This window comes from Mucilaginibacter sp. P2_D11 (assembly GCF_056404435.1).
In genome coordinates, this window is the sequence record NZ_JBFUEA010000002.1 from 420,949 (window position 1) to 446,702 (window position 25,754).

Sequence of the window (25,754 nt, forward strand, 5' to 3'; positions counted from 1 at the left end):
CTCAAATCTAAATTCATGGCGATAGCCAAAATCAATATTTATCTTATTTTTGCATAGTTTATATCTATGTTGCAAAAATGACTATCACTCAATTAGAATACATCATAGCCGTTGACACCTACCGAAGCTTTGTGGGTGCTGCCGAAAAATGCTTTGTTACCCAGCCTACGCTAAGCATGCAGGTGCAAAAATTGGAAGATACCCTCGGCGTAAAACTCTTCGATCGCAGCAAGCAGCCCGTTGTGCCTACCGAGATAGGGTCGGAAATAATTGCCCAGGCGCGCGTGCTGCTGGCCGAAAGCGAGAAGATAAAGGAAATCATCAGCGACAGGCAAAAGGAGCTGGCAGGCGAGCTAAAGGTGGGCATTATCCCCACGGTTGCGCCTTATATCCTGCCCAAAATTATCCAGGGCTTTATTGAAAAGCACCCGGCGGTAAAACTTATTGTATGGGAGCAAACCACAGAGCAAATTATACAGCAATTGAAACTGGGCACATTGGATTGCGGCATCCTTTCTACCCCGCTGCACGAAAGCACATTGGTAGAGGTGCCCGTTTTTTATGAAAACTTTGTGGCTTATGTATCAAAAAACAGCAATCTCTCTAAAAAGAAGAACATTGTGCCCGATGATATTGATATGGAAGAGATATGGGTACTTAACGAGGGGCATTGCATGCGCGAGCAGGTGCTGAACATTTGCCAGCGGCGAAAATCTACCAAAGGGTACCAGCATTTTGAGTACAACACCGGCAGCGTGGAGACCCTGAAACGCATGGTTGATATGAACAACGGCGCCACTATTTTACCCGAGCTTGCCCTTGCCGACCTTAACGAAAAACAGCTCGACAAAGTGCGCTACTTTAAAAGCCCCGAACCGGCGCGCGAGGTAAGTATAGTTATGCACCGCAATTTTTTAAAGCGCCGCATGATAGAGGCCCTGAAAAACGAAATATTGGATTTTGTGCCCAAACGCCTGCGTAGCAAAAAGAAGAAAGAGATTATAGATATATAGCCCAGGGGCCGGCCTTTACAAGCTAATATAGCACATAGCCATAATAACAATGGTGACACGATATTGACACCATTGTAAAATTTCTAATTGCCTTATAATGAGGCGTTTGAAAAGCGTTCACGGTGTTCACGCGGCGGCGTGTGAACACTTTGTTAAACCAAAGGATCTTACTTCTGCCTGAACCAAACCTGTACCGGCGCGCCGGAAAACTCGAAATGCTCACGCAGTTGGTTTTCGATGAAGCGGTAATAGGGCTCTTTTACATACTGTGGCAGGTTGCAGAAAAACGCAAACATAGGTGATTGCCCCGCTATCTGGGTGATATATTTAATTTTTACGTACTTGCCTTTTAATGATGGCGGCGGATAGTTCTCGATAATCGGCAGCATTACCTCGTTCAGTTTGGAGGTTGGTATTTTGCGGGCGCGATTGGCGTAAACCTGGTTGGCCACGTCGATCACTTTTAATACACGCTGTTTTTCGGTTACCGATGTGAATACGATAGGCACATCTGTAAACGGTGCTATCTTCTGTTTGATTTGGTCTTCGAAAACTTTAATGGTTTTGTTGTTCTTCTCAATCAAATCCCATTTGTTTACCACGATGACGATGCCTTTCTTATTCTTTTCGGCCAAATGAAACAAGTTCACGTCCTGTGATTCCATGCCTTCAACAGCATCTATCATAATGATAACTACATCGGCTTCTTCCAAAGCCTTGATGGTACGCATTACCGAGTAGAACTCGATATTCTCTTTCACCTTTGTTTTTTTACGCATCCCGGCAGTGTCGATCAGCATAAAATCATGACCGTACTGGTTGTAATGGATGTGGATACTATCGCGGGTGGTGCCGGCGATAGGGGTAACGATATTTCGGTCCTGGCCAATTAAAGCGTTGATGATAGATGATTTACCCACATTAGGGCGGCCAACAATAGCATACTTAGGGCGTTCGTTCTCATCGAACGGAACGTCTTCGAAATGTTTCACCACCTCGTCCAACAGTTCGCCGGTGCCGCTGCCCGTCATGGAAGAGATCGTGTATATCTCGCCGAGGCCAAGGCTATAAAACTCAGTAGCATCTGCCAATTGGGCGTTGTTATCCAATTTGTTTACCACCACAAATGTTGGCTTTTTCCCCTTGCGTAGTATGTTGGCTATCTCATCGTCCAGATCGGTAATGCCGGTAGTAACATCCACCATGAAAAGGATAACAGAAGCTTCTTCGATGGCGATGAGCACCTGCTCGCGGATGGCTACTTCGAAAAGCTCGTCGGAGTTGGCCACGTAGCCTCCGGTGTCTATCACGGTGAACTTTTGGTCGGTCCACTCGCTTACGCCGTAATGCCTGTCGCGGGTTACGCCGCTAAAATCGTCAACAATAGCTTTACGGCTCTCGGTTAAACGGTTGTATAAAGTTGATTTGCCAACGTTTGGCCTGCCTACTATAGCTACTATATTACTCATGGTGTATCAGAATCAAGAATTAAGAGCCAAGAATCAAGACGATATAAAAATCGTATTTCTTCTCCTAATTCTGCATTATTATAAAATTTTCTTCTTGAATCTTGATTCTTACATCTTGATTCTGTTTTGTTATTCGTACCCGAATTTTTTCAGGTAATTCTTTTTGCTGCGCCAATCAGGGATAACTTTTACGAACATTTCCAGGAAAATCTTCTTCTGGAAAAACTCTTCCATGTCGCGGCGGGCGTAAGTGCCTACTATTTTAAGCATTTCGCCTTTATTACCAATAACAATATTCTTTTGCGAATCGCGCTCCACGATGATTTCGGCACTGATGCGGTGCAGTTTCTCGCCCTCTACAAAGGCGGTAACAATAACCTCCGTGCTGTATGGGATTTCTTTTTTGTATTGTTTCAGTATTTGTGCCCGTATCATTTCCGATGCGAAGAAACGGTCGTTACGATCTGTCAGCGCGTCCTTTTCGTAATAGGCCGGGTGCTCAGGAAGTTCGTCCAGTATCAGCTCCATTATCGCCTGTATGTTATGGCCATGCAGGGCAGATATAGCGAACACCGCTTTCGGGTTAAGCTTTTCCTGCCAGTAATCAACCTTCTCCTTTACTTCAGTTTCGTCGCTTTGGTCTATCTTGTTTACCACTACTATAAGTGGCGCTGTAGAGCCTTCCAGCTTCTTTAATACATCCTGCTCGTTGAATTCTTCGTGGATATCAGTAACCAGTAAAATCAGGTCAGCATCCACAATAGAGCCATCTACCTGGTGCATCATGCTTTCGTGCAGGGCGTAATGCGGCTTAATGATGCCGGGGGTATCTGAGAATACGATTTGGTAATCATCCGTGTTCACGATGCCTAAAATACGGTGGCGCGTGGTTTGCGCTTTTGGGGTGATGATGGACATTTTTTCGCCCACCAGGGCGTTCATAAGGGTTGACTTACCCGCGTTGGGCTTACCAATTATACTTACAAAACCTGCCTTATGTGCCATAGAAAAATAATTAAAATATTATTTGGACTGCAAAGAAACGAATTATATCTTTGCAGTCCAATTAAAACGGAGAGCAAAATTGCTTTTTGACAATTGGAAGCAACTTTCCGGGTTATGGCGGAATGCAATATATACCAAATACAGTGCGGGATGGAGCAGTTGGTAGCTCGTCGGGCTCATAACCCGAAGGTCGTAGGTTCGAGTCCTGCTCCCGCTACCTGAAAATTAGAAAGCCTCAAGTCTTTACGATTTGAGGCTTTTGATTTCTAAAGGCGGGATAGATAACCCCCGGGTTTCCTTGCAAAAAGGAACAAACGTTGCGGAAGTTATGGCCGCAATGAATTTTAAAAATAGTGCGGGATGGAGCAGTTGGTAGCTCGTCGGGCTCATAACCCGAAGGTCATAGGTTCGAGTCCTGTTCCCGCTACCGAATCGGACAAGCTTGAAAAATCAAGTTTTGTCCGATTTTTTTTTGCAGTTAACTTGCTGTTTATCAAGTAAATCAATTCTGCCGCCTCGTTGACCCTGGCGGTTCGATAACCACTTCCATCAAAACATAGTTTTTCGGGATATATCGAACCGATGATGTGGCGCTTAGTGGCTGTATCTGCCTCTAAATAGGTAATATTCAAGCGGGAAAGTGTATTTAACGCCTTATCAACGCACCCTTCGATATCATACTTTGGTTTACTGAAAGCTGTCAATTTGCCTTCAAGAATAAGCAGCTTCTTTTCGCATTCGGTTTTGATCGTTTTATAATCTCCGCTATCGATCGAGTCGTCAAGGAGTAATTTGCGGGCTTTAGACAGTTTTGCATTCTCCGCTTCTATCTGTAGAAGCAACGCTTTCCTGCCGCTGGATTGAGACCCTGATTCTTGTCTGTAGATATCCTGGATGACCATTCGATATAATTCTGCTACTCCCGGTTTTGGGATGAATCGTTTCAGATCGTCAACAAAGCCGTTATTAGCTTCCTCAGCCTTATACCTCGTCCCGCAGATAGACGTGCAATGGTAGTAATAATAATAGCTGTGCCTGCCCTTGGATGCGCTTCCGGTAAGTTGCTTCCCGCACTTAGGGCAAAGCAGGTAGCCCCTTAATGGTAGACTGTCGTCAGTCGTCATTTTGACCAATTGGATCCTTTTCTTACCATCAACGATGTCCTGAACATCATAAAATAAGGATTCCGAAACAATTGCCGCATGTTGCCCCACTACCAGATGCCTTGGTTCATCACGATATTCGGGGACGACAATCTTGCCGCAATAAACGGGATTCTTTATCAGCGTATAAAAATTGCTTTTGCTGCACATCATTCCCCGCCTGTTCAATTCCCGGCGCACGTCGTCGATGCACAGCTGCCCTTTGGCAATTTGTTCAAATGCCCACTTTACAAGGCCGGCTTGAGGCTCTACAGGCACTATCATCTTCTTTCCTGCTTCGTTAGTACGGTTTATATATCCGTAGGGACCGGTGGTTAGGTATCGGCCTTCTTTTCTTGCTCTGCGCATGCCGTAAAACGTGTTTAAGGCCCTCCTGTCATTTTCAACCTCGGGCGCTGCCAGGTAAAAAGCCAGCATCATTTTATTTTCCGGAATCGAAAGGTCGAGTGGCTGCTCGACAGCCTGGGGCTCTATTGCAAGCTTACGAAGCACATTGATCATTTGATAGGCATCGCCTGCATTACGGCTGAACCGGTCCCATTTGGTAAATAATAAAAGTGCAGCACTCTTACCTTTATCTTTCCTGTACTTACCGAGCATCTCCGTCCAGGCCGGGCGGTTAAATGTTTTGGCTGAAAAATCTTCATAGATTACCTTACCCACTGCGATATTGTGAATGCCACAATATTTACGGAGTACTTCCTCCTGGCTGCGGATGGAATAACCCTTGTCCGCTTGTTCGTCCGTGCTGACCCTAACATATAAATCTGCCTTTTTCATAAAGATGTTTACCCCTCGCTCTTCATTGATGAGTCTTTAATATATTGATTTACAGTTAATTTACCTAAAAAATACAAGAAATCCAAGATTGTTTCAGCTTCTTTTTCATCAATCGTAACCCCTTTACTTCCCAACACCTTTATCGCTTGTGCAACGGTAATTTTCCTCTTTCCAGCGTCCTCTTCGTTCATCGTAACCTATTGAGGTTACAATGATGGTATAAGGTGCACACACTTATAGGTAGCAAGAAGGGTTGAGACCTACAATTAAACGAATGAATAAATTAATGGAAAACCTAAGACGGCACACACCAACCCATTGCAATGCGTAAACAACCGGCAGCAGCAAGCAGCAAGATTGTCAAGGCCGGGCCACCACTGAAAAGCGATTGAAACGGCCCGCTTGTGTAGCCTTGACGACCTTGCTGCGATGCTATCTCCGTGGCAGCAGTGCAGTGGGTAATTCAGATAAGATATATTCTTCTTCTTCCGCTGTTGTGAGCGCAGCGAACATTAGCACCCGCACCGAGGCTGGCGGCGGCATGGAGCCCGGAGCGGCAGCGTGTGGCGGAATGCCGCTGCTTGCCGCAGGTGCTAATCCATAAGCCTAGAACTTTCCAACAACAGCCTATCCAAGCCGGATGATATAACCGTCATAGGCTTTTTGCCCTGCCCGCAATAAATCCGCCGCTAATACATCTAATGCAACCACTGTCCCTTCATCGACATGGTAATTGCTGATATAACGGGCATGACTATAAGCTGACCTCAATACTTCGAAAAGCCGGATGCCATTCTCTGTATCCAGCTGCAAGGCATCTTTCAAATCCTCTGTAAACATGAGCGATATCCGTAGCAACCTGGACAGGTTATGCACGTTGATTTTATAGCCTAGCACAGCCTTGATGGTACCTACGAAAATGCTTTCGACCGCCTGGTGCAAGTTGAAGGCAGCAAGGTTGTAATTTTTCAGTTCCTGGTAATACCTCGCGCCGCGCAGGAAATCCTGCGCCTGCACATTCCATCTGTTGAAATCAAGTTGCGCCTTAGCTTTTATTTGTTCTGTCGATAATGTTGGCAGCGATGGCATCGTAAAATCATCTGCCTGGTAAACCACTTTATTTGAAGCCAATGCATCAATAAAAAAACGCCTTTCCGCCTGCAGGGCTTTCTTTAAGCCGGACAGCTTGTGGGCGAAAATAAATACATTTGCCAAGGGCTTGCATTTTTCCTCTATCTTGTTGGCTATCTCATGCTCCTGTAACGCTTCGCTGGATTTGACCAATACCATCAGGTAAAAAGTAAACGGTTCCCGGCAAGTATGTAAATGTACGATAAGCTTTACCGTGGGCATTTCTTTTAGGATTAGCTTGCTTACCTCTTCCAACCCCAGCCCTTCAGCCCAGGTAATACTTTTATTGAGCGAAGGGGCATTGGTTGACTCGTCATTACTTATAACGGGTTTTATCTCGATATCAGTTTCGGTTACTACTATTGGCTGAGCGGCATCCTCATCTTTCAAGTCCGGTTCCGCGCTGTTCCGTTGGAAGATTATCCATGCCGCGGAGTACAGGCGGCGCAGGTTATCGTATATAGCGATTACTTCTGCAGGGTCCATCCGTTCTGCAGTCGTACGCAATGATAAAGCCTCCTCAAGCCATTCATCCAAATGGTCCCCGTACTGGGGCAAAGAAAACGCCTTGAATATTTTCTTGACCGCCTTAAATGGTTCAAGCAATTCCTTGTCCGAGAGATTTTTAGGAAACCATCTCCAGGCCGCCTTTTCCCTTGCCAATTGCTCTTCTTTTACCATTTTTGGCGGCCATGCAGATTTATCTTCCAGCAGTAGCAGGAACATTGCCTCCAGTAAATTCAAATTGATTTTGTAAGTAAATAATAAACTGGCCGGGCCAAACCTTTCGTGGTTATAATATTCGTCACCAATAGCATACTTCCGCCATTGCTTTAGTTTTTTCCTATGCCCTTTAGGCGTATCTGCATTAAAAAAATCAACAAGGACACGAAAGGGGTTTTGCACCTCATAATGGCGCAGGGTTTTAGGGTAATGGTCCCATGGAGCATAATCACCGCTATACATAACATCTGGATTAATACCGGCCTGCATTAACCGGCAACACAAAAGAATAGCAGCAAGGTGCCGTACCGAACTATAGCGGTTTGTACTTTACAAAGCCGTGGTTGTTTCGTACTTTTACAATTATTGATAGATTTACAATATGGGAGAGGCAATACACATCGGAAGGAAGATCAGCAAGATTCGCGAATTGCGGGGCATGAAGCAGGAAACGCTTGCAGCAGAGCTTGGCATCAGCCAACAAGCTGTGTCGAAGATTGAGCAGAGTGCGGATGTGGATGGCGAGGCTTTAGAGAAGATTGCAAAAGTTTTAGGTGTTTCTATTGAGGCAATAGAAAACTTTAGCGATGAAGCGGCTTTGAATTATTTTAATACGTTTAACGATAATAGTACGGGTGCGTTTAATAATTTCAATTGCACGTTTAACCCGATAGAAAAAGTGGTCGAACTATATGAACGACTACTTGCAAGCGAACGCGAAAAAATTGAATTGCTAAAACAACAAAAGAATTAAATCCGCAAGTCATTAGTAATTAGGTACAAAGCTGAATCATCAATTATGAACAGCCTTTTGGTTTAATCTTATTGGATAAAGAATGGTTGATTTGCAAGCATGTATCGGCAAGAAGGGATATTCAACTATTCCTTCTACATGTTAACTTTGCTTTGCCGCCTGAATCACCCAGATAAATTCGAGGTCTCGAAAATGCCACCTATCTAATATAGATTATGAAACGTTTTGATGGGGTTTAAAAGCATAACCTCTTTATGCAAAATTCTTACGGAGTTATTTGAATAGTTTGAGATACAACTTAGGGGGGCGCTTGTATTCTCTAAATCAGCTATTTATAAACGGTGGTTATAGTAGGTCACCGAATAGGTCACCAACCAAATAATTCAATTATCGCTAATGCTTATGATTTAAATTTAGGAAGGAATTATCAGAAAATCAAATTTCATTCACTTTGATAAATCAAATTTTTGGTCGGATTTTTATCAGAAGCCAAAATATGCGGTGCTCTTATACGGATAGGCATATTTTATCAAGCCAAAATTAATTGTGGCTTCAGTTTTAGCGTCACTAGCAACCGGTAATTACCCTATCGGAAGTAGGTGGAAAACCGTTACCCTAGGTACCGTTCTATAAGTATATATAGGACAGATCAAAAGTGCTAAGGGATTTTTTGGTTTTAGACGGGATTTTAAATAGAACATTCTAAGTAGAACAAGCGTGTCTCATTGTAAGGAATGGATGCCCTAGTAACAACCTAAGCCAGATTCCATGAATGACAAAGGCATTAAACTTATCGCAGTCGAATCACTACATTCTTATCTATCTAAATACCTAAGGATTTTACCCGAGCTCACCTTAAGTGAAATTATGCCTCTACTAAATACAACTGAGACTCCAGCCGAACGACTTGGGCTTCCAAAACTATTACTTGGGATTTTTCGATGTTGCGATTCATGTTGATTAAAGCTTCATGCCGAGTGCCATCTGGCGTCGTTGCCGCTGTGTTGTCTATTTTTTGAGATTTTTTGAAAATATTTTTTGAAATTAAACGCTTCTTCATAACTTACACACAAATTCACTTAACCTTATATCACAAGTCGTATGAAAAAAGTCTACCAAAATTTCTCTATTTGGTGCAAATGCGTGATGCATCTATTTCGTTTATTTTCTGGCCAGTTCTATCATTCTCGCTCAGGCGCGTTTTTGGCGTTAGTCTGTTCGTTTACCTTGGTGAAACGCTGTGCCATTCAATAGATAATTCCAAATTATATTTTGTCAATATTTAATGTTAGTCGTAGTCGCCGCATCGAATATCGCGCAACTTTGACAGCATAATCTTTTTGTTTTTAGATGCAATTGGTATTGCGGACCTCATGCATTTAACAACCATACCTTAAACACAATTTCATGAAGCTAAAATTGACGACCCGTCTAATTTTTTGTCTACTCTTCTTTTTTACCGGGTACAGCGCTCTTGCTCAATTCAGTGAAAACAATGCGAAGGTACCCCCTTCGCCAAATTCGGCTACATTAATAAAAGATATGGATACGCCGGTCGATATGTACAGCGGAAAAGTTCAGATAACAGCGGACCTCTATAGTTTGAAGACGGCCAAATTCGCTATCCCAATTGGGCTTAATTATGTTTCATCAGGCGGTATTAAAGTTCAGGACCTGGCGGGGAATACAGGATTGGGTTGGGAATTTATCGCATGTGGGGAAATTAGCAGGCAAATGAACTCGCTTCCGGACGAACAGCCGGACGGTTTTTTTGGGCAGAATGCAGGTGCCCATGCTGCGGCAACCTATCTGTACCGTTTGGACAAAATCGTTAGCGGTGACTGGGACGAAGAACCAGACGTGTTCTATTATTCTTTTCCGGGTTATTCCGGGAAGTTCGTTTTTTCCAAAGAGAAGGGGGCTGTATTAATGAATGAGAACGGGGTGAGGGTTATAAACCACCCCTGGTCTGGGCAACAGGCGCCTTCATTCGTACTTGCGGACCCCGATGGCAACTACTACTATTTCGGAAGTTCATCGGCCTCGATTGACAATACATTATCAAAAAGTGAAACTTTTGACAATAATTCTCGGGTATTAAATTTCCCTTCCACCTGGCATCTCGATAAAATGGTATCGGCGGATAAAACAGAAACCGTTACTGTCAACTATGAAGGCGGAGAAAATTACTCCTACGTATATTATAAAAACCGCTCGGTGGCGCGATACATTCAGTCCAGTTATAGCTCCCCCCTTGAGCTTGATGGTTCGACGGCCCGGCAAGGTGCGGAAAATACATATGTCACTATTGTCGCACCCAAGTATATTTCCACTATTGTTACGAAAAGTGGACAAGCAAGTTTTTTTTATGAGGGGAGGATGGATCTTGTCGGCGGGAAAAGACTGAAATATTTTAACATCCGTAATAATTTAAGTGATCCTATTGCAAAGTTCGAGTTCGTATATTCTTATTTCCTGAGCACCCCTACATCATCCGACATTGAAGAAAAGAGGCTCAAGCTTGACAAGATACTGCTTTGGGATAACAAAAATATGCAGTCAATTGATTATTATAGTTTTGAATACAATACGCTTCAAAATCTACCATCGCGAAAGTCAGTCCAGTTTGATCACTGGGGGTTCTATAACAGCAATCCGTATGACAGAAGTATACCGGGGTCATTAATCGTGTATCAAACTCTGGCAAATATAAAGATACCCGTCGGACTAGAGCCGTATGACCCGAGTCGCGATGCTGCTATAAAAGTGCCGGATCCGGTAAGATGCCAGGCGAATATCCTTACCAAAACAATTAACCCTGGCGGAGGTTACAGTACCTTTGAGTACGAACTTAACCAATATGCTTATATGTCTGGCACATCGGTAATTAGCAATAATGGCGGTGGATTAAGGATAAAGAAGGTGTCTTCGTTCGACGGGACCAGCACTCTCCCTTCAAAATCGGTATCTTATTCCTATGTTGATGCGAATGGCAAATCTACCGGCAGGAATTTAGCTGGTTTACCCATTTATTCTTCGATGGTTGCGGAAACCAGTTCGTTTCAAGGTTTGCCAAATATTCCTTCAAGCTATTTACCACAGGTTCCTCAACAGTCGTATCCGAATACAATTGTGGATAACGTGGTTCCGCCCTTGCATGAAAACTATCCACAGGTGCCCGGAAGCGGTGCGCCAGGGTCGGGGGGCTTGCCACCAATCGTAATCCCTATTACAAATTTTAAATTAAATACGGACGTGTATTTGGCTGTCGGTCAAATAATGGTTAATCTGTTCTTCCCTAGCCAGTCGGTTAACCACCCTTTTATTAATCTCACCGACATCTCATTTACTTCACTTTTCGATCTTAGTGGCAATTCAGTTGGTTATGATATGGTTACGCAAATCAATATGGATAACTCGAAAAATGTTACCTATTTCACAAATAACATCGATTATCCTGACTTCGATAAAAGCTTTACGATGGGCAGCGACTACAAGCCTACGTCTCTATCAAACCCCAACGCTCCGCCTTATAGCCCCAAGACCTCTTTTTCATACGCCCGCGGTCAGGTAAAATACAGCTTAGTCTATAATAATACGGGCGCATTGGTAAAAAAAAATTTTAATGAATATGAATTGAGCCCAAAACTGGATAGCGTCCGGGGAACTAAGGCGGCGATTGTAGCATTTAAATACTCCAACCCTATAATAATCCATTATTACAATATTGCATCTTATAGCTTTATGCGGCGTAATTTGTTACTAGTTAAAAGCACTGAAACGGATTATGATCTTAATGGACTGAATCCGATTGAAAAAATAACCGCTTATACTTATGAGCCGAGGCTGTTTCTTCCGAAACTGGTGACTACTACAAACAGCAAAAACGAGGAAGAAAAGATTGAGTACACATATGTTGACGATTTAACACCCCATGTGTTCTTGCCTGGTTTCCTGGGTATTCCGCAAACGCCGCTCACGTATATGGCACTTAATAATATTGTTTCGAAACCAATCGAAACGGTGTACTCTAAAAAAATAAACGGCGTGTTCAATGTTTTGAAAGCGGACCTGTTGACTTTTAGGCCAAATGACAACAATTTATTTGTGCAGCCGAAATACGCCTACAGTTTATCCATAGACCACCCAGTAACGGACTACATAAAATACGGGATGCAGTACAACTCCAGTTATGAAACGCCCGTTATAGACAGCCGTATGGAGGTAAAACGGAATTTCATCAAGGTCGATAATCTGAGCGGGAACTTAATGGAAGAATCTGTTAATAATATTGTAGATCCAGGCAATGCTTCCAATTGGATAAACGTAAAAAGTGACTCTTATTTATACGGATATAATAACCAGTACCTGACGGTGAAATCGAATAATGCCAAAGTGAATGAAATATTTTACGATGGCTTCGAAGAGCCAGATACCTGGTTCGATGTCGTGTATGATAAGTCATTTAGCCACAGCGGCAGAGCGTCGGCGAGGATCGATAATCCAAACACCTGTGTTTGTGAAGTGTACAGGCACAGCAAAAAATGGCTGACGATAAGTTTAACCGCACCGAGAACCTATAAATATTCGGGATGGATTTATAGTAATAAATCCGGGGCAGAACTGTTCCTATTCATGAAACGTGCCGGGGAAACCGGTTATTTTTCCTACGTTGATGCGGTAAGTACAACCGTGACTAATAGTTGGGTGTTTGTTGAAAAGGAGTTTCTGGTTCCCGCTGATGTGGTCCTTCTAAGTTTAAGGATCGACAACAACGGTAATGCGACAGGAGGCGGAAGTATCTGGTTTGATGACATCCGGCTGCACCCAGCCGAAGCAATGGTGACGACTTTTACTTACAAACCAATGGTTGGCCTAACCAGTGTTACCGACCAAAGCGGCAGGACCATTACTTATGAATACGATAATTTCAACAGATTGTCGTTCATTAAAGACCTGAACGGCAATATTATCAAAGCATTTTGTTACAACTATAAAGGGCAACAAACCAATTGCTTCAGCATAAATAATGGCCCTACAGCGACTGTATACGCCCGTATCGAAGTACTAAATCAGACCTATAATAGTTCCTATACTGACGCAGATAATTATTATGAACAAACTGCAGCGGAAATTTATATAGCCTTTTATTCCGACGATCAGTGTACGCAGCCCTACATTATCACAAGCAATATTGACCCTATAGTGTCATCAAATAATAGTTATACTTACGGGTACGGTGGAGGAGGCTCCACAACAGGTTATGGTGCGTATCATGTTTTAGCTGGTGTTAATAAATACTTTCTAGGGAACCAGGTCATTACATCGGCGAGCACTTACACTGACCCGCGGACCGGAACCGGGCATATCACAGATACCTCAACTCTAACCTTTTGGCTAACCGGGGACAACTATACTTACACTGCTTTACCAACTGTTAACTAATGAAAAAATATCAATTCTGGATAGCCTTAATCGTACTGATTACTATTGGGCCCGTGACAGTTTCGGCGCAGAGCTTGAAAGACAGCTTGAATAACCAGCCCGATAAGGCGCTTGCCATTTCGATGCGCATTAGTAATCGGAAAGCTGCGCAACTTCGTGCAGCCATGGAAGTTAACCGGTACTCGCTGGACACCCTTTTTAAAAATAAATCCCTTAAAGCGTATGACCGGCAAAAACGCCTTTTGCAGTTATTGAATGAGCGTGAAATCGCGGTTAGGAAAGTTCTTAACCAAAGTGAAAGTGCCCGGCTTGACACCGTAATCAAGAGTTTTGCAGATACTATAAGGGCCAAAAAAATAAAAGAGATCACGAATAAAAATACCGTAGAATTTGAAAAAGTGCCTCACAGGGCTTTAACAAATGCTGAGGCGAAAGCCTTGGGGCATGCTAATTTTCAATAAATACAAGACCTATCCCTTATAATTATATGACTAAACCTGCCTATAAATTAATCCTGCTGCTGGCAAGCTTCGGGATGCTTGTAATCGGATTAAATGCAAATGCCCAGCCCAATATTAACTATCCGGGCGGTTCGAAATCAGCAACCGTCGGTGTTCCCCTCTCTCCTATAGTCCCAACTAATACAGGTTCGGCGGTGCCAGCAATCAATTTCGGGCAGACATCCACTTTCTCCGGCAATGGAACCACGAGTGATTTTAACCACCCCATAGGCCTGGTTACCGATCAATCCGGTAATATATATGTAGCCGACAGGTTGAATTACCGGATCCGGAAAATTACCCCGTCTGGCATTATTACAACAATAGCCGGATCCGGTGTACAAGGCTCAACAAATGGGACAGGTACATCGGCTAGTTTTGGGTTGCCTAACAGTGTGGCTGTTGATGCTGCAGGAAATATTTTCGTAGCAGACGGCTTCAATAATATGATTCGAAAAATTACCACCGCAGGAGTAGTAAGCACATTTGCAGGCAGCACGACAGCGGGATATGTCAATGCCACGGGGACGGCGGCGCGGTTCAATAATCCGTTTGGGATTGCGATAGACGGATCCGGAAACTTATATGTTGCCGAAGCGGGTAACCACACGGTTAGGAAAATAACTACAGCAGGTGTAGTGACTACATGGGCGGGCAACGGAACAGCGGGCTTCGTTAATGGTAACGGAACAACCGCCCGCTTCAATTTACCCTTGAGCGTCGCTACGGATATTTACGGAAGGGTTTATGTAGCCGATGGTAACAATAATGCTATTAGAATGATCGATGCGTCGGGGTATGTTTCTACCCTGGCGGGGTCTGGCTCCGCAGGTTCCGCAAATGGCTATATGGCGGCAGCAACTTTCGACCACCCTGCCGGCATGGCCGTAGATAACGCTTTCAATGTTTACGTTGGTGACGAGCATAGCAATAAAATCAGGCGTATTTCGCCTGATGGAAATGTTATTACCCTTTCGGGTACGGGAACTTCAGGAAGCTCTAATGGCGCGTTTTCGACATCGAGTTTTTATTATCCATGCGGTGTTGCAGTATATAATGGCAATGTGTATGTAGCGGACTATAACAATAACCTGATTAGGCAAATCGCTGTTACCGGCTATTCGATAACGCCTTCTTTGCCCCTTGGGTTGGTTTTTGACGGGGCGACCGGCACCATCAGCGGGACAGCTACCGAAATACGAGGATCAGCAAATTATACCGTCACTGCTACGAATGGTGCAGGAACAGGAAGCACCATATTTAGCCTGATATCCAGGCCGGGCGCGGCGCCGGCAGGTGCAGGCATGGCTAACGCTATAAATGTAGGGACGCTTAATATCTGTCAACCGAGTTATTCAAGCGTTAAAAGCAATGTATCGGGCAATTACTTTGGAAATAATTATGCAAACATAAATACGGGGCAAAGCGGCGGCCAGCCTGCTGATGATATCTGGTACAAATTCACTGTAGAGAACACTTCAGAGATTTCGTTGTCAACCTGTGGTTCTCCATTCGATACATACGTACACTTATTGGATGCTACTGGGGCGCTTATAGCGGAGAATGATGACAACGGCGTGCTATGCACAGGTACCGCCGGCTCCCTAAAAAGAACACTACAGGCAGGGGTTTATTATTTTGTGGTAGAAGGGTTCGGAAATGCTACAGGGAATATCACAACGCAGTTGAGTTTTAACAACGCATTGAACCCACAGGATATGAACTTTGTCAGCAGCTGGACACCTCGTACGGAAGTTAACAATTATCAGAGCCTTAAAAACCTCGGTACGAATAAAGATAACGTAAACATCGCCACCATCTACTACGATGGATTGGGCCGTACTGTCCAGTCAGTGCAAAAGCAGGGAACCCCTGGTGGTCTGGACCTCGTTGTTATAACCGCTTACGATGAAACCGGAAAAGAATCTATTAAGTATTTGCCCTATGTTGCGCCATCTTGTTTGAGTGATGGATCGTTTAAGTACGATGCAATCTCGCAGCAAAAAACATTCTACACAAACCCGTCTGGAGGGATGTGGAATTTACCTGGAATTACAAGTAACAATTCTCCGGTTATCCCGGTCAAAATCGAAAACTCCTCCTTGAACCGGACATTGGAGGAAGGTGCCGCAGGTGATCCCTGGCAACTATATTCCGGTACCATTCCAAATTCCGGGCATACGATAAAATCTGATTACACAAGCAATTTGGCAACTGCCAGCTCCGGTACTAATTTTGATGTCGCCCTCTACAATGTAAGTATGGATGTCAACGGCAACCGTACTCTTGCGCGTCCGTCAAACTGGACCGCATTGTATCCCGCCGGACAGTTATATGTTTCTGTCAAAAAGAACGAGCAATGGGTGAGCGGGAAAAATGGCACGATTGAGGAGTATACAGACAAAAACGGACGTTTAATCCTGAGCAGGCAGTTTAATTACAATACAGTTACAAGTACCCAGGAAGTCTTATCCACCTATTATATTTACGATGATTTTGGCAACCTTAGCTATGTGCTGACACCGAAAATTCAACCCGACGACCAGGTGGCAATCCCTCAGACAACGCTTGATGAACTTGGCTACCAATACCAATACGATGCCCGGCAAAGGATGATTGGGAAAAAATTGCCTGGGAAAGCCTGGGAGTACATTTTATACAATAAGATCGATCAGCTGGTGGGTAATCAGGATGGCGTTCAGCGGAACAAGCCTGTGCAGGAATACACTTTTACCAAGTATGATCGTTCCGGTCGTACGGTAATGACGGGTATTGGGCAAATCAGCGGTGCTTCAGGAACGGACCTCAGAGCGTCCTTAAAGGCAGAGATAAATGCGAATGCAAACTTGTGGGAAGCCAAACAAAATAGTGGAAGTGGTTATACGCTCAATGCATGGCCAACTACGCTAACTAATGTGTTGGCAATTAATTATTACGACAATTATAACTTTTATGGCCTTCCTTCAGGGTATATGGTGAGCGGCTCTAGCAATTTAACTCATGGAGTTGTGACGGCCACGAGGACATCAGTCCTCAATGCACCTGCAACCCTGTCCACCGTGGCGAACATGTTATGGGATGTAAATTATTATGAGCCGAAAGGTAAAATTTCAACATCGATTAGCCAACATTACTATGGGGGAGTTTTTCATACCGGGAATTTTGATCGGTCTGATTTCACCTACGATTTTTCGAATCAGTTGAAGACATCTTTAAAAACACATTACATTTATACCATTGGCACTTCCGCGCTCGTTATTAGCAATACGTATACCTATGATCATATGGGTAGAAAACTGGGTAATACGCAAAGAATAGATAAACCCGGACAAACAGGCGTTCCGGTAATACTAAGCAGTTATGAGTATAATGCATTAGGCAATCTAATGACCAAACGCCTTCATTCAACAAATGGCAGCGCGTATTTGCAAAATATAAACTTTACTTATAACGAAAGGGGCTGGTTGACGCGAACAAATTCGCAACTGTTTGATGAACAGTTGCGCTATAACCTGCCTACAAAGGGAGCCGCAGCACTTTTTAACGGCAATATAGCTGAAGCAGAGGATGTGATTAATAATGGAGCATCTAAATGGGTTATCTACCAATATGATGATTTGAGTAGATTGAGGAACGGAGTATCTTCGGCTGGCTACAGCGAAACAGACATGCGCTATGACAAAAACGGGAACATTACAGATTTAACAAGGGCTGGGGTCTCTATGCAATATATTTACGCTAACTCTGGTAAAAGCAACCGCTTGGTTTCTACTACCGGGCTCGTTACCGGAAGTTTTTTATTTGATGTAAATGGAACGAAGTATCAGGAAAACACTACTAATAATGGCGTAAACAAAAATGTAACGATAACCCCTAATATTTTAAACCTACCACAAGCTATATCGGGCACTACAAACGCAGTTTATACTTATGATGCGAAAGGTAGAAAACTAAGGAGGACGAGTGGAGGAGAGATTGTCGATTATATTAACGGCATCCAGTATTATAACAATACGCTAGATTTTGTAATAACAGAAGAAGGACGAGCTATCAATAGCACAAATTTTAATTACGAATATACTTTGCAGGACCATTTAGATAATAATCGTGTAACCTTCGATACCCAAAGCGGTAACGCTGTAATAAGAGGTCAAAATTATTACTACCCGTTTGGTTTAAGCATACAGGTGCAAATGAATGCCGCAAATAAATATTTGTTTAACGGCAAAGAATACCAAAATGGCATCAACGAGTACGATTATGGTGCAAGATTTTATGACCCTGTAATTGGTAGATGGGCAAGTGTAGATGATTTAGCTGATGAGAATGAGCAAATAGACAAATCTCCTTATGCATATGTTTGGAATAATCCTGTAAATTTAACAGACCCTGATGGAAATTGCCCTAAATGCTGGGAATTTTTAAAGGGCACTGGAAGGGGCATAGCCTCTGGTTTTGGACATACGGTTCAATTTGTAAAACATGATGCGTGGAAAGCCCAGACCTGGAAGAATACCGGAAACCTCGGGCTCGGTTTAGTCGCACGAACCTTCAATCCGAATGCCGCTGTTAGTACCGCATCCCTAATGACTTTGGATGCCCGGTTGGGAACCAATACGCTTGGGGCTGTTAGGGGTTTGGAAAAAGCATTCGGCGCGGGAATGGATAAACTTGCTACTGGAAATGCTGGGCAAAAAGGAGAAGTTATTGGCTCTCTTTTGTATTTCTCCGCAGAAAGCATTCTTGTAAGCAAGGGCGTTGGATTTGCTTCTCAAAGCGTCAAAAACTTCCGAGCGCTTGCCCAAGGAGGATATGCAGCGGATTTATCTGAGGTCGGAAAAATTGTAGAAATTCCATTGACAAAAAAGGCATTTGGTCACACATTTACAACGCATGGTGAAGAAATGACTGATTTTTTAACTAATCGTGCTTTTGGCTCAGGAATGCCACAAGGACAGTTTTTGGACAACCAGGCGGCAGCTGAGTTTATAAATGTTTATTTAAACCGGTTGAAAACCGGAGCCGCTTCTATACCAATGCCCGAAGGATTTCCTGCTAGAGTAATTAATCCTGAAGGAACTTTTTCTACACCTACCCACATTAGAATCGTGCCGAGCGGGTCTGGTGTTAAGACAGCGTTTCCAGAAGTTAAACCATGAAAAGTATTAATATCGAAACCATGTTAGGCTTAAGTAAGCCATTAGGGTTTAATTTTACCGGTCGTGAACAAGATTGGGCGATAGAGTTTGCTGATTATACAAGGGTGTCGGATTTTATAAATTTTATGGACCAGCGTCATTTATCAGAAGAAGAGCGATATGCCGTGTTATCACTGATTTTAGCCTCCTATGACGAATGTTTAAATAATGGCCTAGATGCGGACCGAGCTCTTTGGAATAATATAGCGGGATTGCTAGATAAGGACAAAGAAATCGTTTCAGACCTTCTTGATTATTGGGCTCAATATGAGGAAAAAAATCAGGAAGACTTGTTTGCTATTACATCGCTGATTAGAGAGTATTTACATCGTTATAAATAACTACTTGTCCTCAATCGGTGTGAGTATGTGGCGGAGGCTAACATTTTCACCCGCAAGCGCATTCGACGCCTAGTAATAGTTCTTAGCATGTAAACTATGGTCATCTTTCAGGGGTGATGATTGATAACTTTTACACCACAGATAATGAGGCTTTAAATTATTTGAATGGGATTACTCCGTCAAAAATGGCAGGACAAAAACAAGGTTTATAGCTTTCATGAATCGAAGGTGGTATGCATCAGTAAAAGGAACGAGCATAAAAAGTATGAGTTCGGCAGTAAAGTATCGAGTGGCGTGACCATCGCCGGAATGATTGCGAGGGGCAACCGCTGGATGCCGAGCTGGAACACCAGCAAAGGCTCACCGGCCATAAACTCAAAAAAGCCTTCGGCGGCGGGGACTACCCGCGGAAGGAAAGAAGTGCTGGGAACCGCTGTCCATACTCCAAAAATCTTCAGCAGCAAGCTAACGAATTATCGAAAAGCGAAGTTAAAGGAAGGCTTCACGAAAAGAGCCGTCATCGAGCTTTAAATTAAATAGGTTATTTGAAAGCAGATTACCGCCTAAGCCGTAACTTTTACAAAGGAATTAAAGGCGATAAGATCAATGTGATGCTGGCTGCTGCCGCAATGAACTTCAAAAGGATGATGAATATTTGGAAAGACTACCTTTTGGCGCTTTTTTTCCGAATTCTTCAGGTCGTTGTGGAACTACCAGCCACCACAAAAAGCCATACCCCTTATCGCTTACTCACTTTTTAAGGTTCGACGAATTAGGCAATTAACCGCCGAGCTACTGCCGGAACGCCCTCAATTAACTTCTTTGACGTTTCAGTGATCGTATATGAATTTTGATACTAACGGATGATTGTAAGCCAACCGGATAAGTTTTTTGGACGGTTTTTACTATATTTTAGTATATAATAATATACCCCAGCCGGCATTGGGCGCCCTTTTGAAGTGCCGTCCCAAGATGGTATCCCGGATTCGCTGATGCGGCTACCATATCGGTTGAAGATAGTTAAGGAAATATTCGTTTCTTTTTCTAACCCTCCGATTGTCCATAGGTCATTGATGCCATCCCCATTCGGGGTAAATGTGTTTGGTATAATTAGTTCGTTACATACACCCTTTATTAAAAAAGTTATTGTCTTTGTGCAGCCGGAAATATCTTCAACTGTTAAACTATATGTGCCGGCCTGGTTTACATCGATATAATTTAATTTAGATCTTACGCCATTCCATGTATAATAAGCAAAACCATCCTCTGCTATAATTCTCCTGACTTCCTGATTTAAGGTGCACAATACTGTGTCGGGAATCGTTGTTAACGATATTGCCGGTTGCACCACCACATCGATAGCGTTCGGAGCCGAAGGGCAACCAGATAAATTCGTTACGATGACCTCATAGTGCCCTGTACGGCTCACCTCGATAGTCGGCGTGGTTGCACCATTCGACCATTGATAAGATGACGCGGCTGGTAGGGTGCTTAGTGTTACCGTTTCGCCATAACAAATAGTCGCACCTTTACTGGACTGAATTTTTACCGATAAGGGTTCCGTGAACGTAATCGTGAGTTCTTTTGACTTCTTAGTGCAGTTTTGATTTGAGACTTCAACGGCATACCGCCCTGATATACCGGTAGCGAGCGTGTTTTTTGTCTCACCCGGTATTGGCGTCCCATTGAAAAACCATTTAACCGAATAACCGGCCGCCGTATTGACAGATAACAGGGCAATGTCTCCCCTACAAAAATTTGATTGCGCAGAACTAACCACAGGTTCCTCCAATTGGGTGATTTCGACGTGCACGATTTTCGAAGGCTTGTATGTTCCTGCACAATTACTCACCAATACCGCATAGTCGCCCGTCGTTGAAACAGTCAGCTCATTACTGTGTTGACCCGGTATTTCTACGCCGTTCTCCGTCCATTTATATGCGTAACCGGCCACGGATTGCGTGGAAAGCATTATGCTTTCGTTTTCGCACAGTACAATTTTATCAGGATAATCAAACTGAACAATTGGACTGTTACTAAATGAAACATCCAGTTCCTTCGAGTAAAATGAAATATTTTCGCACGCCGAGTAAAACAAAACCCGGTATTTGCCGGGGGCAGTTGCGTTATACTCATTTTGCGCAGCCCCCGAAATATCAACGCCGTCTTTCTGCCATTGTACATTTATCCCTGCTCCGGCCAGCGTATGAAGTTTTACTGAACTTCCCGGACACAAAATTATCTTGTCCGATGAGTTGTCACTTACTGCATTGTCGAAGAAAATATTGTTGGAAAGGGGCTGCAGCGCCGTTGGGGGTAATGAATATTTCAGCTCGTACACACCAATGGTTGTCGCTAAATATATCTTCTTCTCACAAAAATCAGGTGAGCCGCCCTGCTTTCCAGGAACCGTCCCTGTATTGTAACAGAAAATATCGTTGATGTGTAATCCGGCCAAGTTAGGGAGCGGGTTAAACGTTGTAATCGTTTTATCATACGCGTTTTCCGCAGAAACGTATAAGCCATTCGATGTCCCTGCGAGAATATATGTAAGCATAAACTGTGGGAAACCAGTTAAAAAGTTTAATTCCGCTAATTTATTTACCTGTTGATCTGCCAAAAAGTGGTGAGCAGGTTCGACGTTGCAAGCATCTGTGTTTGCATAGGCAAGGCCTTTATCCGCAGCCCAAAATACAAACGCGCCGCATCCATAGTTGTTTATTGTCCGCACCGTGCTTAATGCAGTTCTTATATCATTGTTGTCCTTTGCATTAATATCGTATTCCTGTTCTCTAAGACCAAGATCAGCACAATCATACATGTGGCCGATGAAGTTCGAAAACCCGTAACAACGCCCTCCGTTATTAAACGGTACATAGTAATCGAAATACAGTTCTTTCGAGGTACTATTCCTTATGGTGGGTGCGGCCTCATCAAATTGAAGCCCTTCATATTGCCGATTGACGGGTTTGAACACAATTGCATCAGTCGAGTAATAAATAGTCTTTCCTGTCGTCACAACATAATTGCCGGGAATTTCCACAGTTGGCTCAAATGCAACAACGTTTTTTTTGAATCCAAGTTGATTGACTGTGATTGATGTAATATCTTTTTCTCCAATTCCGGAACTAACCGTTAAATGGCTTCCGATGCCATGATCTAGTTTAACTACATAGTCATTAGCAGTAGCTATCAATAGAAGATCTTTGTTTATGGAGGCAATGCCTATGAAATTATTAGTAGATATAGAGGATGCAACGGCGCTAAAATCATCTATAGTTTTATCTGGATTGATTCTTGCGACAAAGTTGTTTTCACCTAAGACCCACAATGACTGGTCAGCAGTATGTAGAACTTTAATTATATTTTTGTTAGTAAGATACTGATCTGTGAGATGAAAATTAACCTGCGCGTAAGACGGCAATGCAACAGATAATAATATCACTAAAAAAAAACGATAAAGCATAGTGTATTTTAAATAAACAAAGGCCAAAAGTTTAGGTTCGCTTGTTTAACATTAGCGAAAGGTACTAAAATTCAATTATATGAACAATTAGCACATTGCTACAGTAACTGCCCAGTTATTTTTATCAACGCCTACATTATTCGGGGATAGTTAAATGACGAAATATTTATTCCTTGAAAACGGCTGTCAATAAGATAATCTAAAGCCCCACCAACGCCAAGAAAAACAAAAAAGTGGATCCAGGTCGCAATGGGGAAATTGAGCGATTTTTGAGCATAATATAGCGCTTGATTATTGGTGTTTGGTTGCGCAATTTAGCCTTCCGGCTTCAAGTGATGAAGCGTGGCCCCTCCACAGGTCGGAGTTCTTACCTTTGCCCTAATTAATTTATCTCCCCAATGCTGTTGGTTAAGGGTTTGAGATAAATTTTAATGCACTCTAAATTATTTTTTGTCTAATTTTATTCGGCGACTTTATTTATCATTGAAACAGAATCACAAGCATCTAAAGCATAACTAAAATAGATGGTCCGTCTGACCTCGAATACTCTGTTTAGTTTGAAGATGGAAGCCAGAGGGATTTGTGAAATCACCCTACTACTTTGGTTTACAATATCTTACATTAAAGATTTGACGTAAGGCCCCTGATAGATCTCCAAACAAGAATGTTTATTTGATGGAGATTATTTGCTAAGATTTGTCACAGCCTTCAACCCATATTTTCATTTAAGCTTCAGCCACTACCGCCTGTTTGTCCTCGCCATCTTCTTTCTGCGCCTGTTTCGACCATAGATGGCCTCGTCGTCAACATCATTGCTTATTTGAATATCAATACTGCCACTAACCCCATCATGGCCATAATCATCGGGATAAGAATAAACGTGATTATCATCCACAGCTGTTCCGAGTAACCTTTCTCCATCTGGTTGAGCTTTATTTCCATTTTCTCCAACATTAGCCTGTTGCCTTCCGTCGATTCCAGTATCTTCCCTATTGCCTGTAAAAAACTCAGAAGCTCCTCGTCCGCTTTGCCCTGTGGATTGCTGTTGGCTTGTGAGCTGCCCGTATTTTGCTGTTGTCCGCTCGTTTGCCTCGCTAATCGCCTGGCGGTCTCTGTCTTGCTCATAGTTTATCTGTTTGATCAACTCCGCCCATTTGAACCGGTTGCCAAGTGCCTGCCCTTTTGCCTTAAACTCATTATGGAAATAGGTAATGCCGCTTATATACCCTGTGGAAGCCTGGTTGAACAGGAAATAGATTCCTTGCTCTTCGCCTCTGGTGATCAATTCCTGTAAGGTGATATCGCCTCGTCTGACGATATTTTTGAGCTTCTCTTGTAAAACCATTTTATCCGAAGGCTTTCCGGTACGTAAAGCCTTTTCTATTTCATTCTTTTTAAGCGCCTTCTGAGATACATGGCTATTCCGCTCTACTGATATATCGTTACCTCTCTTTGTAGCCTTGTATATACTTTGCGCTAAAGGTATCAGGCCATATTTAACCTCAAGCTGCCGTACGACAACTTCGCTTCGTTTATAATTATTGCTGTCGGTGACGACATCGCCATCGAAACTTACCCGGTTAACCAAAAGGTGCAGGTGCGGATGGTCGGCATCATAATGGCGAAAGATAATATACTGGTTATTGTTATAGCCAAGGCAGTCCAGATAATCGTGGGCGATGGCTAACAGCTTATCGTTTGACAACGAATCAATTTCTGTTTTAGAAAAATTAAGGCTGGTATGGTAAACATACCTGCTTAGGTTTGGGCGGAGCAGCCGCAAGGCATCCACCTCGGCCTGAATCATATCATAGTCAAACGATGCGAAGTTACTATCCAGGATCTCGGCCCGCAGCCTAATATCGGGATGGTCGATCTTGTTGCAGTTATATTCGAGCGCACCCATAAAATCCCTACCTATTACCTGGCTGGCTATCACGGAAAAGTATTTGAGCGATGATAACTTCCTGCTGCCTTAACAGCTGCATCAGTATTTTGATAAAATTCATATCTATCCTGCCGGTATGGGCAAGCTTAGTAAGCTGGTTGAGGTTGACTCCGATTTTTTTCAACTCAAGGTAAGTGTTCAACTCCAGCCGGGCAATCCTTGCTTCCGGGAATTTACCCTTAAACAGCTTATGCCTGATAAGTTCACCGGTTGCTTTGCCGCACAGCAAGGCCGCGTCATCAAGCTGCCCTACCTCGTTAGCTGTTAAGCGGATAGTGAAGTTAACATTCCTCAGTTTTTCTCTCTCTGCTTTCGGCCTGCCCATATTCAGAACCAAAGTTGAGAAATAGGGCGAACGCAAGTTGGTACCCCCAAGGGTGGCAACCTAAAAAAATCAAAAATACATTAAAATGATGTGCTGAACGAAGTGAAGTATATCGGGTCCGGGTATCCCGGCAAGCCGTTTTCGCAATGCGAAAACATGGCTTGCTTCACATTATCAGAGCTATTAAAACACCCGGAACTCAAAAGATTTATATATCCAGCTCTATCGTATTTATGCGGCCATCGGATGTTGCAAAATCCGGGTACGCATCTGCGGGTACACGGTGTCAGCCGTCAAATAACTTTGTTATCGACGGGCATCAGCATGTCTATGCGCAAATGCATTTGATCGTTAGCCCCCGTGTTATTTAGCGCTGAGCATTGAACAAATGGAGTTGATGAAAATGCTGACGGCTATTCACAACTGATGTAAAGAAAATTCAATACATTACCGCAATGGTATCTAAAACAGCAAGATTTAAGGTGTTTAGCAT

The 25,754-nt window shown here is 43.2% G+C and carries 16 protein-coding genes, 2 tRNA genes and 1 pseudogene; 10 read left to right on the forward strand and 9 right to left on the reverse strand.

Annotated elements, in window-relative coordinates:
- Positions 1-77 precede the first annotated feature (77 nt).
- On the forward strand, positions 78-1,013 hold the full coding sequence (locus AC1DXC_RS04800; protein ID WP_477457998.1) for a LysR substrate-binding domain-containing protein: 936 nt from the start codon (positions 78-80) through the stop codon (positions 1,011-1,013).
- 167 nt (positions 1,014-1,180) lie between these two features.
- Here AC1DXC_RS04800 and der read toward each other — a convergent pair whose 3' ends face one another.
- The gene (gene der / locus AC1DXC_RS04805) at positions 1,181-2,482 is read right to left on the reverse strand and encodes a ribosome biogenesis GTPase Der (RefSeq protein ID WP_477457999.1); all 1,302 of its coding nucleotides are present in this window, start codon (positions 2,480-2,482) and stop codon (positions 1,181-1,183) included.
- Positions 2,483-2,611: 129 nt separating this feature from the next.
- Entirely contained in the window at positions 2,612-3,487 is an 876-nt protein-coding gene (gene era / locus AC1DXC_RS04810) for a GTPase Era (protein WP_477458000.1), read from the reverse strand.
- A gap of 144 nt (positions 3,488-3,631) precedes the next feature.
- Between era and AC1DXC_RS04815 the strand changes: the two genes are divergently transcribed.
- Positions 3,632-3,704 (forward strand) — tRNA-Met (locus AC1DXC_RS04815).
- A 137-nt stretch (positions 3,705-3,841) separates the two neighbouring features.
- A tRNA-Met gene (locus AC1DXC_RS04820) sits at positions 3,842-3,914 on the forward strand.
- Here the strand turns inward: AC1DXC_RS04820 and AC1DXC_RS04825 are convergent.
- From AC1DXC_RS04825 to AC1DXC_RS04835, 3 genes are all read right to left on the reverse strand, one after another.
- On the reverse strand, positions 3,874-5,430 hold the full coding sequence (locus tag AC1DXC_RS04825) for a recombinase family protein (RefSeq protein WP_477458017.1): 1,557 nt from the start codon (positions 5,428-5,430) through the stop codon (positions 3,874-3,876). The genes AC1DXC_RS04820 and AC1DXC_RS04825 overlap by 41 nt on opposite strands.
- 8 nt (positions 5,431-5,438) lie before the next feature.
- A complete protein-coding gene (locus AC1DXC_RS04830; protein ID WP_477458001.1) occupies positions 5,439-5,621 on the reverse strand; it encodes a hypothetical protein in 183 nt (60 codons plus the stop codon).
- A gap of 436 nt (positions 5,622-6,057) precedes the next feature.
- Complete coding sequence (locus AC1DXC_RS04835) at positions 6,058-7,527, reverse strand: HEPN domain-containing protein (RefSeq protein WP_477458002.1); 1,470 nt, start codon at positions 7,525-7,527, stop codon at positions 6,058-6,060.
- A gap of 139 nt (positions 7,528-7,666) precedes the next feature.
- Between AC1DXC_RS04835 and AC1DXC_RS04840 the strand changes: the two genes are divergently transcribed.
- On the forward strand, positions 7,667-8,038 hold the full coding sequence (locus AC1DXC_RS04840; protein ID WP_477458003.1) for a helix-turn-helix domain-containing protein: 372 nt from the start codon (positions 7,667-7,669) through the stop codon (positions 8,036-8,038).
- Between the two features lie 865 nt (positions 8,039-8,903).
- Here the strand turns inward: AC1DXC_RS04840 and AC1DXC_RS04845 are convergent.
- On the reverse strand, positions 8,904-9,098 hold the full coding sequence (locus AC1DXC_RS04845; protein ID WP_477458004.1) for a hypothetical protein: 195 nt from the start codon (positions 9,096-9,098) through the stop codon (positions 8,904-8,906).
- A 482-nt stretch (positions 9,099-9,580) separates the two neighbouring features.
- Here AC1DXC_RS04845 and AC1DXC_RS04850 point away from each other — a divergent pair, with 482 nt between their 5' ends.
- The 6 genes and pseudogenes from AC1DXC_RS04850 to AC1DXC_RS04875 all read left to right on the forward strand — a co-directional run.
- Complete coding sequence (locus AC1DXC_RS04850) at positions 9,581-13,483, forward strand: RHS repeat domain-containing protein (protein WP_477458005.1); 3,903 nt, start codon at positions 9,581-9,583, stop codon at positions 13,481-13,483.
- Positions 13,483-13,944: a hypothetical protein gene (locus AC1DXC_RS04855; RefSeq protein WP_477458006.1), complete on the forward strand. Its 462-nt coding sequence runs from the start codon at positions 13,483-13,485 to the stop codon at positions 13,942-13,944. The genes AC1DXC_RS04850 and AC1DXC_RS04855 overlap by 1 nt, the downstream gene beginning before the upstream one ends.
- A 26-nt stretch (positions 13,945-13,970) precedes the next feature.
- Positions 13,971-19,142 (forward strand): DUF6443 domain-containing protein, encoded by a 5,172-nt coding sequence (locus AC1DXC_RS04860; RefSeq protein ID WP_477458007.1) that lies wholly within the window; start codon positions 13,971-13,973, stop codon positions 19,140-19,142.
- Complete coding sequence (locus tag AC1DXC_RS04865) at positions 19,139-19,522, forward strand: hypothetical protein (RefSeq protein WP_477458008.1); 384 nt, start codon at positions 19,139-19,141, stop codon at positions 19,520-19,522. Before AC1DXC_RS04860 ends, AC1DXC_RS04865 begins: the two co-directional genes overlap by 4 nt.
- 165 nt (positions 19,523-19,687) lie before the next feature.
- Positions 19,688-20,053, forward strand: a complete 366-nt coding sequence (locus AC1DXC_RS04870; RefSeq protein WP_477458009.1) for a hypothetical protein — start codon at positions 19,688-19,690, stop codon at positions 20,051-20,053.
- Positions 20,054-20,058: 5 nt separating this feature from the next.
- Positions 20,059-20,283: pseudogene (locus AC1DXC_RS04875) on the forward strand (hypothetical protein); the annotation flags it as partial.
- 95 nt (positions 20,284-20,378) lie between these two features.
- Here the strand turns inward: AC1DXC_RS04875 and AC1DXC_RS04880 are convergent.
- The 3 genes from AC1DXC_RS04880 to AC1DXC_RS04890 all read right to left on the reverse strand — a co-directional run bounded on the left by AC1DXC_RS04880 (position 20,379) and on the right by AC1DXC_RS04890 (position 25,261).
- Positions 20,379-22,988 (reverse strand): T9SS type B sorting domain-containing protein, encoded by a 2,610-nt coding sequence (locus AC1DXC_RS04880; RefSeq protein WP_477458010.1) that lies wholly within the window; start codon positions 22,986-22,988, stop codon positions 20,379-20,381.
- A 739-nt stretch (positions 22,989-23,727) separates the two neighbouring features.
- The gene (locus tag AC1DXC_RS04885; RefSeq protein ID WP_477458011.1) at positions 23,728-24,927 is read right to left on the reverse strand and encodes a relaxase/mobilization nuclease domain-containing protein; all 1,200 of its coding nucleotides are present in this window, start codon (positions 24,925-24,927) and stop codon (positions 23,728-23,730) included.
- A complete protein-coding gene (locus AC1DXC_RS04890) occupies positions 24,902-25,261 on the reverse strand; it encodes a plasmid mobilization protein (RefSeq protein WP_477458012.1) in 360 nt (119 codons plus the stop codon). Before AC1DXC_RS04890 ends, AC1DXC_RS04885 begins: the two co-directional genes overlap by 26 nt.
- Positions 25,262-25,754: the final 493 nt, after the last annotated feature.